Raw genomic sequence first — 14,058 nt, 5'->3', positions numbered from 1 at the left:
GCCGGGGCCGGTGGCTATCCTTCAGTTTGCGGCAGTCGTCGGCCCCCGGGCGGCACAGACTGCGCATGATAGCGGTGAAAGGGGAGGGCCGACATGGCCGCAGAGCAGTCGTTCGACGTCTACCGGTTGCCGGAGGAGCACGAGGCGATCCGGGAGGCGGTCCGTGAGGTCTGTGCGGCCAAGGTGGCTCCGCACGCCGCCGAGGCGGACGAGACAGGTGAGTTCCCCAAGGCGTCGTACGAGGCCCTGCGCGCGGCCGACTTCCACGCCCCGCACATCCCGGTCGAGTACGGCGGCGCCGGCGCGGATGCGCTGGCCACGGCCATCGTGATCGAGGAGGTGGCCCGGGCCTGCGCGTCGTCCTCGCTGATCCCGGCGGTGAACAAGCTGGGCACCATGCCGCTGCTGCTGGCCGGCTCCGAGGAGCTGAAGCGCAAGTACCTCACCCCGGTCGCGGCCGGGGAGGGCATGTTCTCCTACTGCCTCTCCGAGCCGGAGGCGGGCAGCGACGCCGCCTCGATGACCACCAAGGCGGTACGTGACGGAGACCACTGGGTGCTCAACGGCGTGAAGCGGTGGATCACCAACGCGGGCGTGTCCGAGTACTACACCGTGTTCGCCGTGACCGATTCCACAGCCCGGTCGAAGGGCATCTCCGCGTTCGTGGTGGAGAAGTCCGACCCGGGCGTCAGCTTCGGCGCCCCGGAGAAGAAGCTCGGCATCAAGGGCTCGCCCACCCGCGAGGTCTACTTCGACAACGTCCGGATCCCGGCCGACCGCATGATCGGCGCCGAGGGCACCGGCTTCGCCACCGCCATGAAGACGCTGGACCACACCCGGGTCACCATCGCCGCCCAGGCGGTCGGCATCGCGCAGGGCGCGCTGGACTACGCCAAGGGCTACGTCCAGGAGCGCAAGCAGTTCGGCAAGGCGGTCGCCGACTTCCAGGGCATCCAGTTCATGCTCGCCGACATGGGCATGAAGCTGGAGGCGGCGCGGCAGCTCACGTACACCGCCGCCGGCAAGTCCGAGCGCGGCGACGCGGATCTGACCTACTTCGGCGCCGCCGCGAAGTGCTTCGCGTCGGACGCCGCCATGGAGATCACCACGGACGCGGTCCAGCTGCTCGGCGGCTACGGCTATACCCGCGACTACCCGGTCGAGCGGATGATGCGGGACGCCAAGATCACCCAGATCTACGAGGGCACCAACCAGGTGCAGCGCATCGTGATGGCGCGTCAGCTGCTCAAGGGCTGACCGCAGGGCGTTCGGGCGGGCGGGCCGGTTGCGTACCGGCCCGCCCGCGCTCGTTCAACGGCTCTCGGTGCCCTCCGGCCGGCCCGCGCCGCGCGGGGGCGCGGACCACGGCGACTCGCCGCCGGTGCGGCGGGGCAGAGGTTCGGTGGGGGCCTCGGGGTACGCCAGCGTGAGCGGCGGCGTGTCCGGGTCCTTCGCCGGCGCCGGGGGCCAGTCGGTGAGCGCCGGCTTGTGCTCCACCGGTGTGACGGCCGGGGTCAGCTCCGCCTCGGCCGTCGCGGGTGTGGCGGGGCGCCGCCAGCGGCTCGTGCTGAACACGGCCATCAGCAGCAGCACGCCGATGAGGAACAGCGTGCCGTTGTCGAGCGGGCCGCGCAGCGGCAGCGGGTCACCGAGCAGCTTCAGGTCGTCCGGCACCCGGTCCCGCACGCTGAACGGCGCGACGAACAGTCCGAGGTACGGGACCGCGAGCAGCAGGCCGGCCACCAGCGGGCCGAACGGCGAGAAGCGCAACGTGCCGAGCAGGCCGAGCAGGATGCCGGCGACGCCCAGATAGACGGCCGGCTCGATCAGGTTCGGCGTGCTGTACGTCCCGATCTCCACCCAGCGGTCGACGGTCCGCTCAGATCCGTCCTGACCGAGCGTGACGAGCACCCAGGTGACGGGTGCCACCGCCAACCCGGCGAGGAAGCTCCAGAGATGTCGCATCCGCGCACCGTACCGTTTCCGGCATGACAGATCATCCCGCGGTCCCGCCGGGTAAGCCGACCTCGTACTCCCGCGTCACGCTCAGTCGCATCATGACCGCGGTCGATGTCAATCTGTACGGGACCGTGCACGGTGGGGTACTGATGAAATTCGTGGACGACGTTGCCGGTGCGGCGGCTGCGCGGCACAGCGGCGGCACCGCGGTGACCGCGTCCATCGACGAGATCGTCTTCTCCGAGCCGGTCCGGGTGGGCGACCTCGTGCACGCGCACGCACAGATCAACTGGACCGGCCAGACCTCGATGGAGGTCGGGGTGCGGGTGGTCGCCGAGCGCTGGGACTCGGCCGAGGAGGAGCCGGTCCGGGTCGCCACCGCGTACCTGGTCTTCGTGGGCGTCGACGTGGGCGGCTCGCCCCGCCCGGTCCGCCCGGTGCTGCCCGAGACGCCGGAGGACGAGCGCCGCTTCCGGGAGGCCGAGATCCGGCGTGCGCACCGGCTCGCCCGGCGCCGCGCGATCCAGGCCCACCGGGCCGGCTGACCGGTGCCCGCCCACACCGGCGCGGGGTGCGGGGTGTGGGCGGGGCACGCCCCGTACGGCGCACCCGGCGCGGACAATGGCGGCACGAGGTAGGGCAAGATGGCGCCACGGCTCCGGCACACCGTCGTGGCGGGCCCAGGGGAGGGTGGAACAGTGGCTGACGTGCTGTGGACGCCGCCGGCGGACGTGCGGGAGCGGTCCCGGATCGGTGACTACCTGCGCTGGCTGGCCGAGCACCGCGGGCTGGAGTTCGCCGACTACGACGCGCTGTGGCAGTGGTCGGTGACCGACCTGGACGCTTTCTGGCGCTCGATCTGGGACTGGTTCGACGTCGTCGCGCACACCCCGCCGAGTGCCACCCTCACCGACCGGGCCATGCCGGGCGCCCGCTGGTTCCCCGGCGCGACGCTCAACTACGCCGAGAACGTGCTGCGGATGCCGGGGCTGGGCGACGAGGACCCGGCGGTGATCGCGCACGGGCAGACCCGCGCACCGGAGACGCTCACCGCGGCCGGGCTGCGTGAGCGGGTCCGCCGGGTGGCCGCCGGGCTGCGCCGCCTCGGCGTGGGGCCGGGCGACCGGGTGGCCGCGTACGCGCCGAACATCCCCGAGACGTACGTGCTGCTGCTCGCCACCGCCAGCCTCGGCGCGATCTTCTCCTCCTGCGCGCCCGAGTTCGGCACCCGCAGCGTCACCGACCGCTGGCAGCAGATCGAGCCCACGGTGCTGGTCGCCGTGGACGGCTACCGGTACGGCGACAAGCCGGTCGACCGGCGCGCCGAGGTGGCCGCGATCCGGGCCGCGCTGCCGTCGCTGCGGCACACGGTCGCCATCGCGTACCTCGATCCGGACGGCCCGGCGCCCGACGGCGCGCTGCCGTGGGCGGAGCTGGCGGCGGACACCGACGAGCCGCTGACGTTCACGCCTGTCGCCTTCGACCACCCGCTGTACGTGCTCTACTCCTCCGGCACCACCGGCCTGCCCAAGCCGATCGTGCACGGCCACGGCGGCATCCTGCTGGAACACCTCAAGATGCTGGCGCTGCACCACGACCTGGGTCCGTCCGACCGGTTCCTGTGGTTCACCACGACCGGCTGGATGATGTGGAACTTCCTGGTCTCCGGCCCGGCGGTGGGCGCGGCGATCGTGCTGTTCGACGGCAACCCGGGCCACCCCGACCTGGGCGCGCTGTGGCGGCTGGCCGCCGACACCGGCACCACGTACTTCGGCACGTCCGCGCCGTTCCTGCTGGCCTGCCGCAAGGCCGGGCTGGTGCCGCGGGACATCGCCGACCTGTCCGCGGTGCGCGGCCTCGGCTCGACCGGCGCGCCGCTGCCGGCCGAGGGCTTCACATGGGTGTACGAAAACGTCAGCGACCGCCTCCAGCTCCAGTCGCTGTCCGGCGGCACTGACGTGTGCACCGGGTTCGTCGGCGGCGTGCCGCTGCTGCCGGTGTACGCCGGTGAGATCGCCTGCCGGGCGCTCGGCGCGAAGGTGGAGGCCCGCTCCGCCGACGGCAGCGCCGTGATCGGGCAGCTCGGCGAGCTGGTGATCACCGAGCCGATGCCGAGCATGCCGGTCGGGTTCTGGAACGACCCGGACGGCGCCCGCTACCGGGAGGCGTACTTCGAGGTCTATCCCGGCGTGTGGCGCCACGGCGACTGGATCACCGTGAACGAGCGCGGCGGGTGCGTGATCACCGGCCGGTCCGACGCCACGCTCAACCGGGGCGGCGTACGGCTGGGCACCGCCGAGTTCTACTCCGTGGTCGAGGGACTGGACGAGGTGGTCGACTCGGTGGTCGTGCACCTGGAGGACGACGAGGGCGGCGCGGGCGAGCTGCTGCTGTTCGTGGTGCTCGCCGACGGCCTGGAACTCGACGACGAGATGCGGCGCAAGATCTGCCGGGAGCTGCGTACCGCCCTGTCGCCGCGGCACGTGCCGGACGAGATCCACCAGGTCCGGGCCGTGCCGCGCACGCTGAGCGCGAAGAAGCTGGAGGTGCCGGTGAAGAAGATCCTGACGGGCACCCCGGTGGACAGCGCGGCGGCCAAGGGCGCCCTCGCCAATCCCGAGTCCCTGACGGCGTTCGCCGCCCTGGCCCAGCGCCGGGCCGCCACCGACAGCCCTGTCTCCCCTCGCTGATCTTGCACTTTCCGCCCCGGCGAAAGGGGCGAATGCCCCGCGCCGAGGACCGAAAGTGCAAGATCGACGGGGAGGGGGAGGGCGGCGGCTCAGGCCAGGGTGTGCGTGGTCTGCTCGGTTGTGGAGCGCGCCTCAAGGCGGGTCGGGTCGGGGTGGGCGCAGGCGACCACGCTGGCTCCTGCGGTGAGCGGGGTGAGCAGCCAGTCGACCGGGTCGGGGTGGGCGGTCACGTCGACCAGGAGGCGGTCGCCCTGAGTCAGGCCCAGCTCGGTGGCGCGGGCCGCCGCCCGGGCCAGCAGCGCCGCGTCCGCCTCGCCGCCGGCCGGGTCCGGCGTGAAGTGGTCGCCGTGCCCGCGTACCGCCGAGACGAAGTCGGTGCAGCCCGCCGGCACCTGCCGCATCGGCAGCGCGAACGGGTCGAGCGCCAGCGCGTACCGCTCGCCGGCCGGCCACCCGGCCGCCTCGTCCACCCGGTCGGTGGCCACGAACAGCGCCTCCACCGGGCCCGGCGTGCCGGCCACCGTCAGCTTCGCCGACCAGCAGCCGAGCAGCACGGCGGCGGTCTGCCAGTGCGGCGGCAGCAGCACCCCGGCCGCGTCGCCGGGCGCGGCGCCCACCTCGTCGGTGAGCAGGTTGGCGGTCTTCGCCACCCAGTTCGCGAGCGTCGCCCCGGACAGTTCGGTGCGCTCGCCGGTGGCGTCGTCGTACCAGGTCAGCAGCGGTCGGGTGGGGTCGGGCGCGATCGCGTCGGCGAACACCCGGGCAATGTTGTCGGCCATCGGCGCGAACGATACGCGCCCCGCGTGCGTACTCGATGACAACGACAAGTCGGCGTACCGTCGGGTCGCGGTCAGCGCCTTGCGTCCGGCCCGGCGTAGGCTTGCCGAGAGTGTTCTTCCCCACAACTGCGCCACCTGAGGAGTCGCCCCGTGACCGCCGGTCGCCCGCCCCGCGTTCTCATCGACGCCACGAGTGTCCCCGCCGACCGTGGCGGCGTCGGTAGATACGTCGACGGACTGCTCGGCGCGCTGGGCCGGGTCTGCGGCACCGGCGTCGACCTGGCCGTGGTGAGTCTCCGCACCGACCTGGAGCGCTACACCCGGATGCTGCCCGGCGCCGAGGTGATCCCCGCCCCGGCGGCGGTGGCGCACCGGCCGGCGCGGCTGGCCTGGGAGCAGACCGGCCTGCCGCTGCTGGCCCAGCAGGTCGGCGCCGAGGTGCTGCACTCGCCGTTCTACACCTGCCCGTTGCGGGCGGGTTGTCCGGTGACTGTCACCGTGCACGACGCGACGTTCTTCACCGAGCCGGAGCACTACGACAAGTCGCGCCGGACGTTCTTCCGCAGCGCGATCAAGACGTCGCTGCGCCGGGCCGGCCGGGTGATCGTGCCGAGCAAGGCCACCCGCGACGAGCTGATCCGGCTGCTGGACGCCGACCCGACCCGGATCGATGTCGCCTACCACGGCGTCGACCAGGACGCGTTCCACGCGCCGGGCGACGAGGAGAAGGCACGTGTCCGGGCCCGGCTGGGTCTCGGCGACAGCAGCTACATCGCGTTCCTCGGGGCCAAGGAGCCGCGCAAGAACGTACCCAACCTGATCCGCGGCTGGGCCCGGGCGGTGGCCGACCGGCCGAACCCGCCCGCGCTGGTGGTGGCCGGCGGCCAGGGGCACGACGACGACATCGACCGCGCGGTGGCCGAGGTCCCGTCGCACCTGCGGCTGCTGCGCCCGGGTTACCTGCGCTACGCCGACCTGCCCGGCTTCCTCGGCGGTGCGCTGGTGGCGGCATACCCGTCCTACGGCGAGGGCTTCGGCCTGCCGATCCTGGAGGCGATGGCGTGCGCCGCCCCGGTGCTCACCACGCCGCGCCTGTCCCTGCCCGAGGTGGGCGGCGACGCGGTCGCCTACACCAGCGAGGACCCGGACCAGATCGCCACCGACCTCGGCGCCCTGCTGGACGACGAGCAGCGGCGGCTGTCCCTGGCCAAGGCCGGTTTCGACCGGGCCAAGGAGTTCACCTGGGAGTCCAGCGCGGAGGTCCACATCGCGGCGTGGCGACGGGCCCGGTCCTGAGCGCCGGTCGCCGGTCCCGGGCGACCGACCGTGACGGCTCGCCCGCTTCGGGCATGATGTGCTGATGTTCTACGCCGTCATCCCGGCGGGCGGCAGCGGCACGAGGTTGTGGCCGTTGTCCCGTGCCGGCCATCCCAAGTTCCTCCACCCGCTGACCGGCACCCCCGCCTCGCTGCTGCAGGCCACTGTCGACCGGTTGTCGCCGTTGACCACCCCGGAGCGCACGCTCGTGGTCACCGGGGCCGCGCACGCCGCGGCGGTGGCTCGGCAACTGGCCGGCCTGCCGGAGGAGAACATCCTGGTCGAGCCGTCGCCGCGGGACTCCTGCGCGGCGATCGCGCTGGCCGCCGCGGTGATCGCCGCCCGGACCCCGGACGCGGTGATGGGCTCGTTCGCCGCCGACCACCTGATCGGCGACCCGGCCCGGCTGGCCGAGGTGGTTCGCCAGGCCATCCGGGGCGCGGAGCAGGGGCTGCTGATGACTGTGGGCATCACCCCGACGCGTCCGGAGACCGGCTACGGCTACCTGGAGACCGGCGACCCGGTGGGTGACGGCCCGCTGCGCCCGGTCCGCGAGTTCAAGGAGAAGCCGGCCGCCGAGGTGGCCGAGGTGTACGTCCGCTCCGGCCGGCACCTCTGGAACGCCAGCATGTTCGTCTGGCGGGTGGACGTCTTCCTGTCCGAGCTGGCCCGCCAGCAGCCGGAGCTGCACGCCGGGATCACCGCCATCGCGGCGGCCTGGGGCACCCCGGAGCAGGACGACGTGCTCGGCCGGATCTGGCCGACGCTGCCCCGGATCTCGGTCGACTACGCGGTGATGGAGGGCGCGGCGACGGCCGGCCGGGTGGCCACGGTGCCCGGCGACTTCGGCTGGAACGACGTGGGCGACTTCCACACGCTCGGCGAGGTGCTGCCCGCCGACGGCGCCGGCAACGTGGTGCTGGGCGGGGACGCGAAGCCGGGCGTGCTGCTGCACGACACCACCGGCACCGTGGTGGTGCCGCACTCCGGCCGGCTGGTGGCGACCGTCGGGGTGCACGACCTGATCGTCGTGGACACCCCTGATGCGCTGCTGGTCTGCCCCCGCGACCGCGCGCAGGACGTGAAGAAGATCGTGGACGAGCTGAAGGAACGCGGCGAGGAGGGCCTGGTCTGATCCGCCGGGCCGCCGGAGTGGCGACGCGTCCGGCGGCGCGGCGTGGTACCGCCGCTCAGCCGCCGGCGTGGCGGGCCAGCACCGCGAGCGCCGGCGGCACGAGCTGGGCGGTGGCGTGGGCGAGCGGCTCGGGCAGCCGGTCCGGCGGGAACCAGCCGAGCGCCTCGGACTCCGCGCTGACCCGCTCGACCGCCCCGGCCGGGGCCAGGACGGCGTACCGGACGTCGTAGTGGAACGACCCGCCCTGGCAGGCGACCTGGTGGATGTCCACGTCGATCGGGTCCGGCTCGACGGTCAGGCCGGTGATGCCGGACTCCTCGGTGGCCTCGCGCAGCGCGGCGGCCACCAGGGTCCGGTCGCCGGGCTCGCAGTGCCCGCCGAGCTGCACCCACCTGCGGATCTTGCCGTGCAGGCAGAGCAGCACCCGGCCGTCCGGGTCGAGCACCAGCGCGCTCGCCGTGACGTGCCCGGCCCGGTGCGTCCGGCTCATCGCCACCGGTCCGTCGGCCAGCAGCGCCAGCGTCCGGTCCCGGGCGGCGTCGGCGGCGGGGCTGGTCGCCGTCCAGCGGCTCAGCGTCGCGACGGCATCGGCGTGCAACTCGGTGTACGGGATGAGATCGGGCACCCGGACACTCTACGAGCGCCGCCTCCGTACCCTGGCGCGGTGACCCTGCGACTCGTCGAGTTCCTGGTGGCCGGTAACGAGGCGAGCGACCTCCTGCCGGTGCGGTCGGCCGCGCTGCTGCGGGCGCACGGCGCGCGCCGCGGCTTCTGGACGGTGCTGGACGAGGGGCCGGTCGAGCAGTGCCTGGCGCTGCTGCTGGAGCGCGACGACGGCCACTGGGAGGCGCACCACGTGGCCGCCGACGCCGGCCGGGAGAACGGCCGGACCGAGGACGGCGAGGCGCTGGCCCACCACGACGGCTGGGTGTACGTCTTCGGCTCGCACTTCGGGTTTAAGGGCGGCCCGCTGCGGCCCCGGCGCGCGTTCGTGGCCCGGTTCCGGGAGGACGACGCGGTGGCCGGGCCGCTGCCGGTACGCGTGGTGCGCAACCGCTTCCGGCTGCACCGGGCGGTGAACGACGCGCTCGCCGCCGCTCCGTTGACGCTGCTGCCGCCCGGTGACCGGGTCCGGCAGCGGTTCATCGTGGAGACGCTGGCCCGGGGCACCGCCCGGGCGAAGAGCTGGGTGACCCGGCTGGCCGCGGACGACCTGCCGATCAACGTCGAGGCGGCGGCGTTCACCCCGGCCGGTACGGCGCTGCTGGGCCTGCGTTTCCCGGTGACCGCCGAGGGAGAGCCGGTCTACGTCGAGCTGGCCGGTGTACCGGAGATGTTCGACGATCCGGAGCGGCCGGGTGAGCTGCTGGCGCTCGGGGCGTACGCGCTGACCGGCGTGACGCCGCCCGGGGCGCTGGCCGGCTTCCGCGCGATCACCCCGACGGGCGACGGCGGCTACGCGGCGGTGACCGGGTCGATCGACGCGCTGGGCAAGGGTTCGGTGCTGCTGGACGACCACCCGCACGGCGGCGAGGTGACCTCCCGGCACGTGCGGTTCCGGCACGACGCGGGCGGGGGTGCGCTGGTGGCCGGGGAGGTGGTGGCGGAGCTGGCGCCGTTCCGTCACGTGGAGGGGCTGGCCGAGCTGGCGGGGCGCTGCTACTACGTCACCGACGAGGACCATCGGGTGGCGCTCTGGATCGGATGAGCGAGGGCCGGGCGGCACCCCTGCGACTGCTGTCGCAGACCCTCGTGGTGCCACCCGGCCACGCCCGTCAGCCGGCGTCCGGGTCGACGTTGCACCCCGGCGTCGGCGGGCAACAGAGAGTTTGCCGAACCGGCCCGTCCAGCGTCGAGGTTTTTCACCTGACGCTTAAAGATGGAGATTAGTACCGGCGGGTACAGTGCGAGGTGTGGCGGGCACCCCCGCCGTCCGCACGGGAGCAGCAACCCATGTTGAAGATCATTTTCTCGGGCGAGGACGTCCTGCGGACCCGGGTCGCACCGGCCGCGGACCCGCTCTGGGAGCTGGTCCTCAGCCTGCACCTGCTCCAGGGGCGCAGCCGGGACCCGATGATGACCACGTGGCGGCGCACCGTGGCGCACGGCCTGCGGACCGACACCGACGCCGAGCAGTACCGTCTGCTGCTCGCGCTCAACCCGCCGCGCGGCTACTTCCCGGACTTCCTCACCCCGTCCGCCAGTCGCGAGGGCATCGAGGCCGGGCTGGACGCGGTCCGGGGCACCCCTGTGGACATGCTGCGCCGCGACCTGACGCGGCTGGCCGGGGAAACAGCGCTGCCGTCGTCGGCCGGCGCGCTCGCACGCGGTGAGCCCGCGACGCTGCACCACCTCACCGACGCCATGGCCCGCTACCAGTCGCTGGCGGTCACGCCCTACTGGGCTCGGGTGCAGGCGGCGGTCGAGGCGGACCGGGCCCGGCGTGCGCGCGCCATGCTCGACGGTGGCGCCGAAGGGCTGCTGGCCAGCCTGCGGCCGAACATGCGCTGGGTCTCGGGCGTGCTGGAGGTGCTCGACTACCCGGACACCCGCGAACTGCACCTGGACGGCCGGGGGCTGCTGCTCGTGCCGTCGTTCTTCTGCTCGCGTACCCCGGTGGCGCTCGTCGACCCGACGCTGCCCCCGGTGCTGGTCTACCCGGTCGACCGGCTGGCCGGCCTGACGCCCGCGTCCGGCCCCGCCGCGTCACCGCAGGGCGAGGCGCTCGCCGCCCTGCTCGGCCGCACCCGCTCCCGGGTGCTCCAGGCCGCCGACGAGGGCTGCACCACCGGCGAGATGGCCCGCCGGCTGCGCATCTCCGCCGCCGCGGCCAGCCAGCACACCACGGTGCTGCGCAACGCGGGACTGCTGGTCAGCCAGCGTGACCGCAACACCGTCCTGCACACGCTGACCCCGCTGGGCCGGGCCGTCCTCGACGCCTGAGCGTCGCCCGCCGGAGTCAGAGCGCCAGCGTGGCGCTCGCGGCGCTGCCGGACGGGGGTGGGAGCAACGTCGAGTCGATCCCCTCCGCGGCCAGCGCGGCGCGCAGGCGTTGCAGGTCCGCGCCGAACCGGACCAGGTCCGCCGGGTCGACCGGGGCGGGCGCCGCGCCGAGCAGCAGGCCGGTGGCCGAGGCGGGCCAGCCGGGCACCGTGGCGGCGAGCCCGGCGCGTACCTCGTCGTCGGTGACGTGGGTGAAGACGGTGCCCGGGGCGACCACCTGGGCGACCGCGTCGATCGCCCGTCGCACCGCGGCCGGGTCGGCGGGCTCGGTGCCGGTCCGGTCCGCCAGCGTCGCCGCCGCCCGCAGACCGGCCGCGTGCGCCTCGGCCGTGCCGAGCGAGAACAGGTCCATCGAGGCGTCGCGCACCAGCGTGCGGGCGCCCTCGTCGTCGTCCCGGGTGGCGGCGAGGTAACCCCGCACCACGGCGACCGGCACCTGGTCGCACTTGCCCTTGATCAGCTCACCGGCGGCGGCGAGTTCGTCGACCACCGCCATCTGGGTGACGAACAGCTCGTTGCCGTACGGGTCGACCTCGCCCCGGTGGTCGCGGATCGCCGGCATGCCGGCCACCCCGAGCGCCACGTCGGTGAGCCCGTTGCGCCACGGGCGGCCCATGGTGTCGCTGACGATCACGGCGACGTCGAGGCCGTACCGCTCGCGCAGATCGGCGCGCAGCGCCCGGGCGGACGCGTCCGGGTCGACCGGCAGCAGCACCAGCCGGGTCTTGTCCACGTTCGAGGCGTCGATGCCGGCGGAGGCCATCACGAACCCGTGGTGGGTCTGCACGATCCGGGTCGCGCCCCGGGTCGCCACCACCCGGGCGGTCTCCCCGGCCAGGATGCGGTCCCGCTCGGCGAGCCGTTCCGGGCCGTCGGCCGGCACGTCGACCAGCCGGCCCTCCGCCTTCGACACGATCTTGCTGGTGACCACGAGCACGTCGTGGTCGCGCAGCCAGGGCGCCGCGCCGGTGATCAGCGCCGCCAGGTCGTCGCCCTCGGTCACGTCGCCGATGCCCGGCACCGGCAGGATCTCCAGCCTCACATCAACTCCAGCGCGGCGCGCACCATCGCGGCGGTCGCCGTCTCGTCGGTCATCCGCAGCGGCGCCGCGCGGACCGTCACGTCCGGCACCACGGTGCCCTCGTCCTCCGGCGCGACCAGCCAGCCGTCGAGCAGCCCGCCCGCCGTCCGGGCGCCGTAGAGGCCGCCCACGCCGGCCGCGCTGCACTCCACGCCGAGCACGGCGAGGCAGCGGTCGGCCATGCCGCGCACCGGCGCGCCGCCGATGATCGGCGACACCCCGACCACCGGGGCCGGGCCGCCGGTCACCGCGTCGCGCAGACCGGGCACGGCCAGCACCGGGGCGATGCTCACCACCGGGTTGCTCGGCGCGATCAGCACCACGTCCGCGGCGGCGATCGCCTCCACCACGCCGGGCGCGGGCTTCGCCGCGTCGGCGCCCACGAAGACGAACCGGTCGGTGGGTACGTCCGCCCGATGGCGCACCCACCACTCCTGGAAGTGGATCGCCCGCCGGCCCTGCTCGTCGGTGACGACGGCATGGGTCTCCAGGCGGTCGTCGGTGGCCGGCAGCAGCCGTACGCCCGGCTGCCAGCGGGCCGCCAGCGCCTCGGTGACCTGGGACAGCGGGTAGCCGGCGTTGATCATCTGGGTGCGCACCAGGTGGGTGGCGACGTCCTTGTCGCCCAGGCCGAACCAGCTCGGCTCCGCGCCGTACGCGGCCAGCTCGTTCTTCACCGTCCAGGTCTCGCCCGCCCGGCCCCAGCCGCGCTCCGGGTCGGCGCCGCCGCCGAGCGTGTAGAGCACGCTGTCCAGGTCGGGGCAGACCTTCAGCCCGTGCAGCAGCAGATCGTCGCCGACGTTGACCACGGCGGTCACCTCGGCGCCCACCTCGCGGGCGTACGCCCGCACGCCGAGCAGGAAACGGGCGCCCCCGATGCCGCCGGTCAGTACCACGATGCGCATGGCGTCCATCCTTCCGCACGCGCCGCCGTCGATCGTCCGGTGGCCGGAGAGACTACGCTCACTTCGGCAACTGTCCGCTTTCGTCCCCTGGGGGAGTCCGTGACCAGCCCCGCCGAGCCCGCGTCCGGCGACGCCACGCAGGCCAGCCAGTTGATCAAGCCGTTGCGCGAACTGGCCGCGCTCGTCCTTCTCGGCGCCAACGCCGTGCTTCTCTTCGTCGGCCTGGTGCGTCTGCTGCCGGTCGACGACTACAGCACGGCCAGCGGCCGGGCCGGGAGCACGTACTTCACCTTCATCGGCCTGGAGTCGACGGTCCTGCCGCTGCTCGCGGTCCTGATCGCCACCGTGATCCTCCCGGTCGTGCCGAAGGCCAAGCTGATCACGCAGGTGGCGCTGGTCGAGTACGCCGTGTCCGCCGTGTTCGGCGCGCTGACGTTCCTGATCTGGCTGGTCGGCCGGCTGGCCGACGGTGAGGTGCTGGACGCGTTCCTCGGCCTGCTGACCCGCGCCGCCTGGCTGGCGATCTTCGCGGTCGCCGCGTTCGTGGTGTTCAAGATCTGGCGCACGCTCTACTACGTGCCGAAGCCCAAGGCGCAGCCCGGCGTGTACGGCCAGGCCCAGCCCGGCTGGCCGCAGCAGCCGGGTCAGCCCGGTGGCTACCCCGGTCCGGGCGGCTACCCGCAGCAGCCCGGCCAGGGCTACCCGCAGGCCGGCTCGCCGCCGCCCGGCTGGCCGCAGCAGCCCGGCCCGTACGGCCAGCCGCAGTCGGCGCCGCCGTTCAACACGGCCCCGCCGCACGCCCCGCAGTCCGGTCCGCCGTCCGTCGACCCGCAGTCGGCGCCGCAGGCCGGCTCGCCGTACGCCGGTCCGCAGCAGGCGCCGCAGTACGGCTCGCCGCAGCCCGCGCCGTTCGGCCAGCCGCCGTCGGCCGACCCGACGCAGGCGATCCCGCGCCAGTCCGCCGAGCCGGGCGCGCCGTCGCCCGCCGACGACGAGCGCACCCAGCGGTTCGACCGCGAGGACCCGAACCAGCCCCGCTGAGACCCGCGCGGCGGGCGACGGAGAGGCGTCGCCCGCCGCCATCTCGGCCCGCTGCCGTCGCGGCGGCCACTGTGCGGCGGCTCACCCGGGCCGTCCCGGTGCCCGGACCGCGACCGGGGGCGGGCATCCTGCGCTCCGGCAGCGCTTA

General features: G+C 74.1%; 13 protein-coding genes. 8 read left to right on the top strand and 5 right to left on the bottom strand.

Annotation, left to right across the window (positions count from 1 at the left end):
• The first annotated feature begins 93 nt into the window (after positions 1-93).
• Positions 94-1,257, top strand: a complete 1,164-nt coding sequence (locus M8C11_RS13680) for an acyl-CoA dehydrogenase family protein (RefSeq protein ID WP_252449795.1) — start codon at positions 94-96, stop codon at positions 1,255-1,257.
• A gap of 54 nt (positions 1,258-1,311) precedes the next feature.
• On the opposite strand, the gene M8C11_RS13675 is transcribed toward M8C11_RS13680, so the two are convergent.
• A complete protein-coding gene (locus M8C11_RS13675; RefSeq protein WP_252449794.1) occupies positions 1,312-1,965 on the bottom strand; it encodes a hypothetical protein in 654 nt (217 codons plus the stop codon).
• Positions 1,966-1,988: 23 nt separating this feature from the next.
• On the opposite strand from M8C11_RS13675, the gene M8C11_RS13670 reads away from it, so the two are divergent.
• Complete coding sequence (locus tag M8C11_RS13670) at positions 1,989-2,504, top strand: acyl-CoA thioesterase (RefSeq protein ID WP_091418577.1); 516 nt, start codon at positions 1,989-1,991, stop codon at positions 2,502-2,504.
• 153 nt (positions 2,505-2,657) lie between these two features.
• On the top strand, positions 2,658-4,649 hold the full coding sequence (locus M8C11_RS13665; RefSeq protein ID WP_252449793.1) for an acetoacetate--CoA ligase: 1,992 nt from the start codon (positions 2,658-2,660) through the stop codon (positions 4,647-4,649).
• Between the two features lie 89 nt (positions 4,650-4,738).
• Here the strand turns inward: M8C11_RS13665 and M8C11_RS13660 are convergent, their stop codons facing one another.
• On the bottom strand, positions 4,739-5,428 hold the full coding sequence (locus tag M8C11_RS13660; RefSeq protein WP_252449792.1) for a TIGR03089 family protein: 690 nt from the start codon (positions 5,426-5,428) through the stop codon (positions 4,739-4,741).
• Between the two features lie 150 nt (positions 5,429-5,578).
• Between M8C11_RS13660 and M8C11_RS13655 the strand changes: the two genes are divergently transcribed.
• Together M8C11_RS13655 and M8C11_RS13650 are read left to right on the top strand one after the other, a co-directional pair.
• The gene (locus tag M8C11_RS13655) at positions 5,579-6,724 is read left to right on the top strand and encodes a glycosyltransferase family 1 protein (protein ID WP_091418585.1); all 1,146 of its coding nucleotides are present in this window, start codon (positions 5,579-5,581) and stop codon (positions 6,722-6,724) included.
• A 64-nt stretch (positions 6,725-6,788) separates the two neighbouring features.
• Positions 6,789-7,880 (top strand): mannose-1-phosphate guanylyltransferase, encoded by a 1,092-nt coding sequence (locus tag M8C11_RS13650; protein ID WP_252449791.1) that lies wholly within the window; start codon positions 6,789-6,791, stop codon positions 7,878-7,880.
• 55 nt (positions 7,881-7,935) lie between these two features.
• Here M8C11_RS13650 and M8C11_RS13645 read toward each other — a convergent pair whose 3' ends face one another.
• Entirely contained in the window at positions 7,936-8,505 is a 570-nt protein-coding gene (locus tag M8C11_RS13645) for an NUDIX hydrolase (RefSeq protein WP_121683628.1), read from the bottom strand.
• Between the two features lie 39 nt (positions 8,506-8,544).
• Here M8C11_RS13645 and M8C11_RS13640 point away from each other — a divergent pair, with 39 nt between their 5' ends.
• Positions 8,545-9,588: a DUF4185 domain-containing protein gene (locus tag M8C11_RS13640; RefSeq protein WP_252449790.1), complete on the top strand. Its 1,044-nt coding sequence runs from the start codon at positions 8,545-8,547 to the stop codon at positions 9,586-9,588.
• A 245-nt stretch (positions 9,589-9,833) separates the two neighbouring features.
• Positions 9,834-10,823 carry a helix-turn-helix transcriptional regulator gene (locus M8C11_RS13635; RefSeq protein WP_120571556.1) on the top strand — a complete coding sequence of 330 codons (990 nt, stop codon included), beginning with the start codon at positions 9,834-9,836 and terminating at the stop codon, positions 10,821-10,823.
• Between the two features lie 16 nt (positions 10,824-10,839).
• Here M8C11_RS13635 and M8C11_RS13630 read toward each other — a convergent pair whose 3' ends face one another.
• Both M8C11_RS13630 and cofD read right to left on the bottom strand, forming a co-directional pair.
• The gene (locus M8C11_RS13630) at positions 10,840-11,925 is read right to left on the bottom strand and encodes a coenzyme F420-0:L-glutamate ligase (RefSeq protein WP_252449789.1); all 1,086 of its coding nucleotides are present in this window, start codon (positions 11,923-11,925) and stop codon (positions 10,840-10,842) included.
• Positions 11,922-12,869 carry a 2-phospho-L-lactate transferase gene (cofD, locus tag M8C11_RS13625; protein WP_252449788.1) on the bottom strand — a complete coding sequence of 316 codons (948 nt, stop codon included), beginning with the start codon at positions 12,867-12,869 and terminating at the stop codon, positions 11,922-11,924. The genes M8C11_RS13630 and cofD overlap by 4 nt, the downstream gene beginning before the upstream one ends.
• A gap of 99 nt (positions 12,870-12,968) precedes the next feature.
• Here cofD and M8C11_RS13620 point away from each other — a divergent pair, with 99 nt between their 5' ends.
• On the top strand, positions 12,969-13,910 hold the full coding sequence (locus M8C11_RS13620; RefSeq protein WP_252449787.1) for a hypothetical protein: 942 nt from the start codon (positions 12,969-12,971) through the stop codon (positions 13,908-13,910).
• Positions 13,911-14,058: the final 148 nt, after the last annotated feature.

Origin of the sequence: Micromonospora sp. CPM1 (assembly GCF_023896895.1) — a bacterium.
GTDB classification, from domain to species: domain Bacteria; phylum Actinomycetota; class Actinomycetes; order Mycobacteriales; family Micromonosporaceae; genus Micromonospora; species Micromonospora tulbaghiae.
The sequence above is the reverse complement of the archived record's forward strand: the minus strand, read 5'-3'. Positions and strand labels throughout refer to the sequence as shown.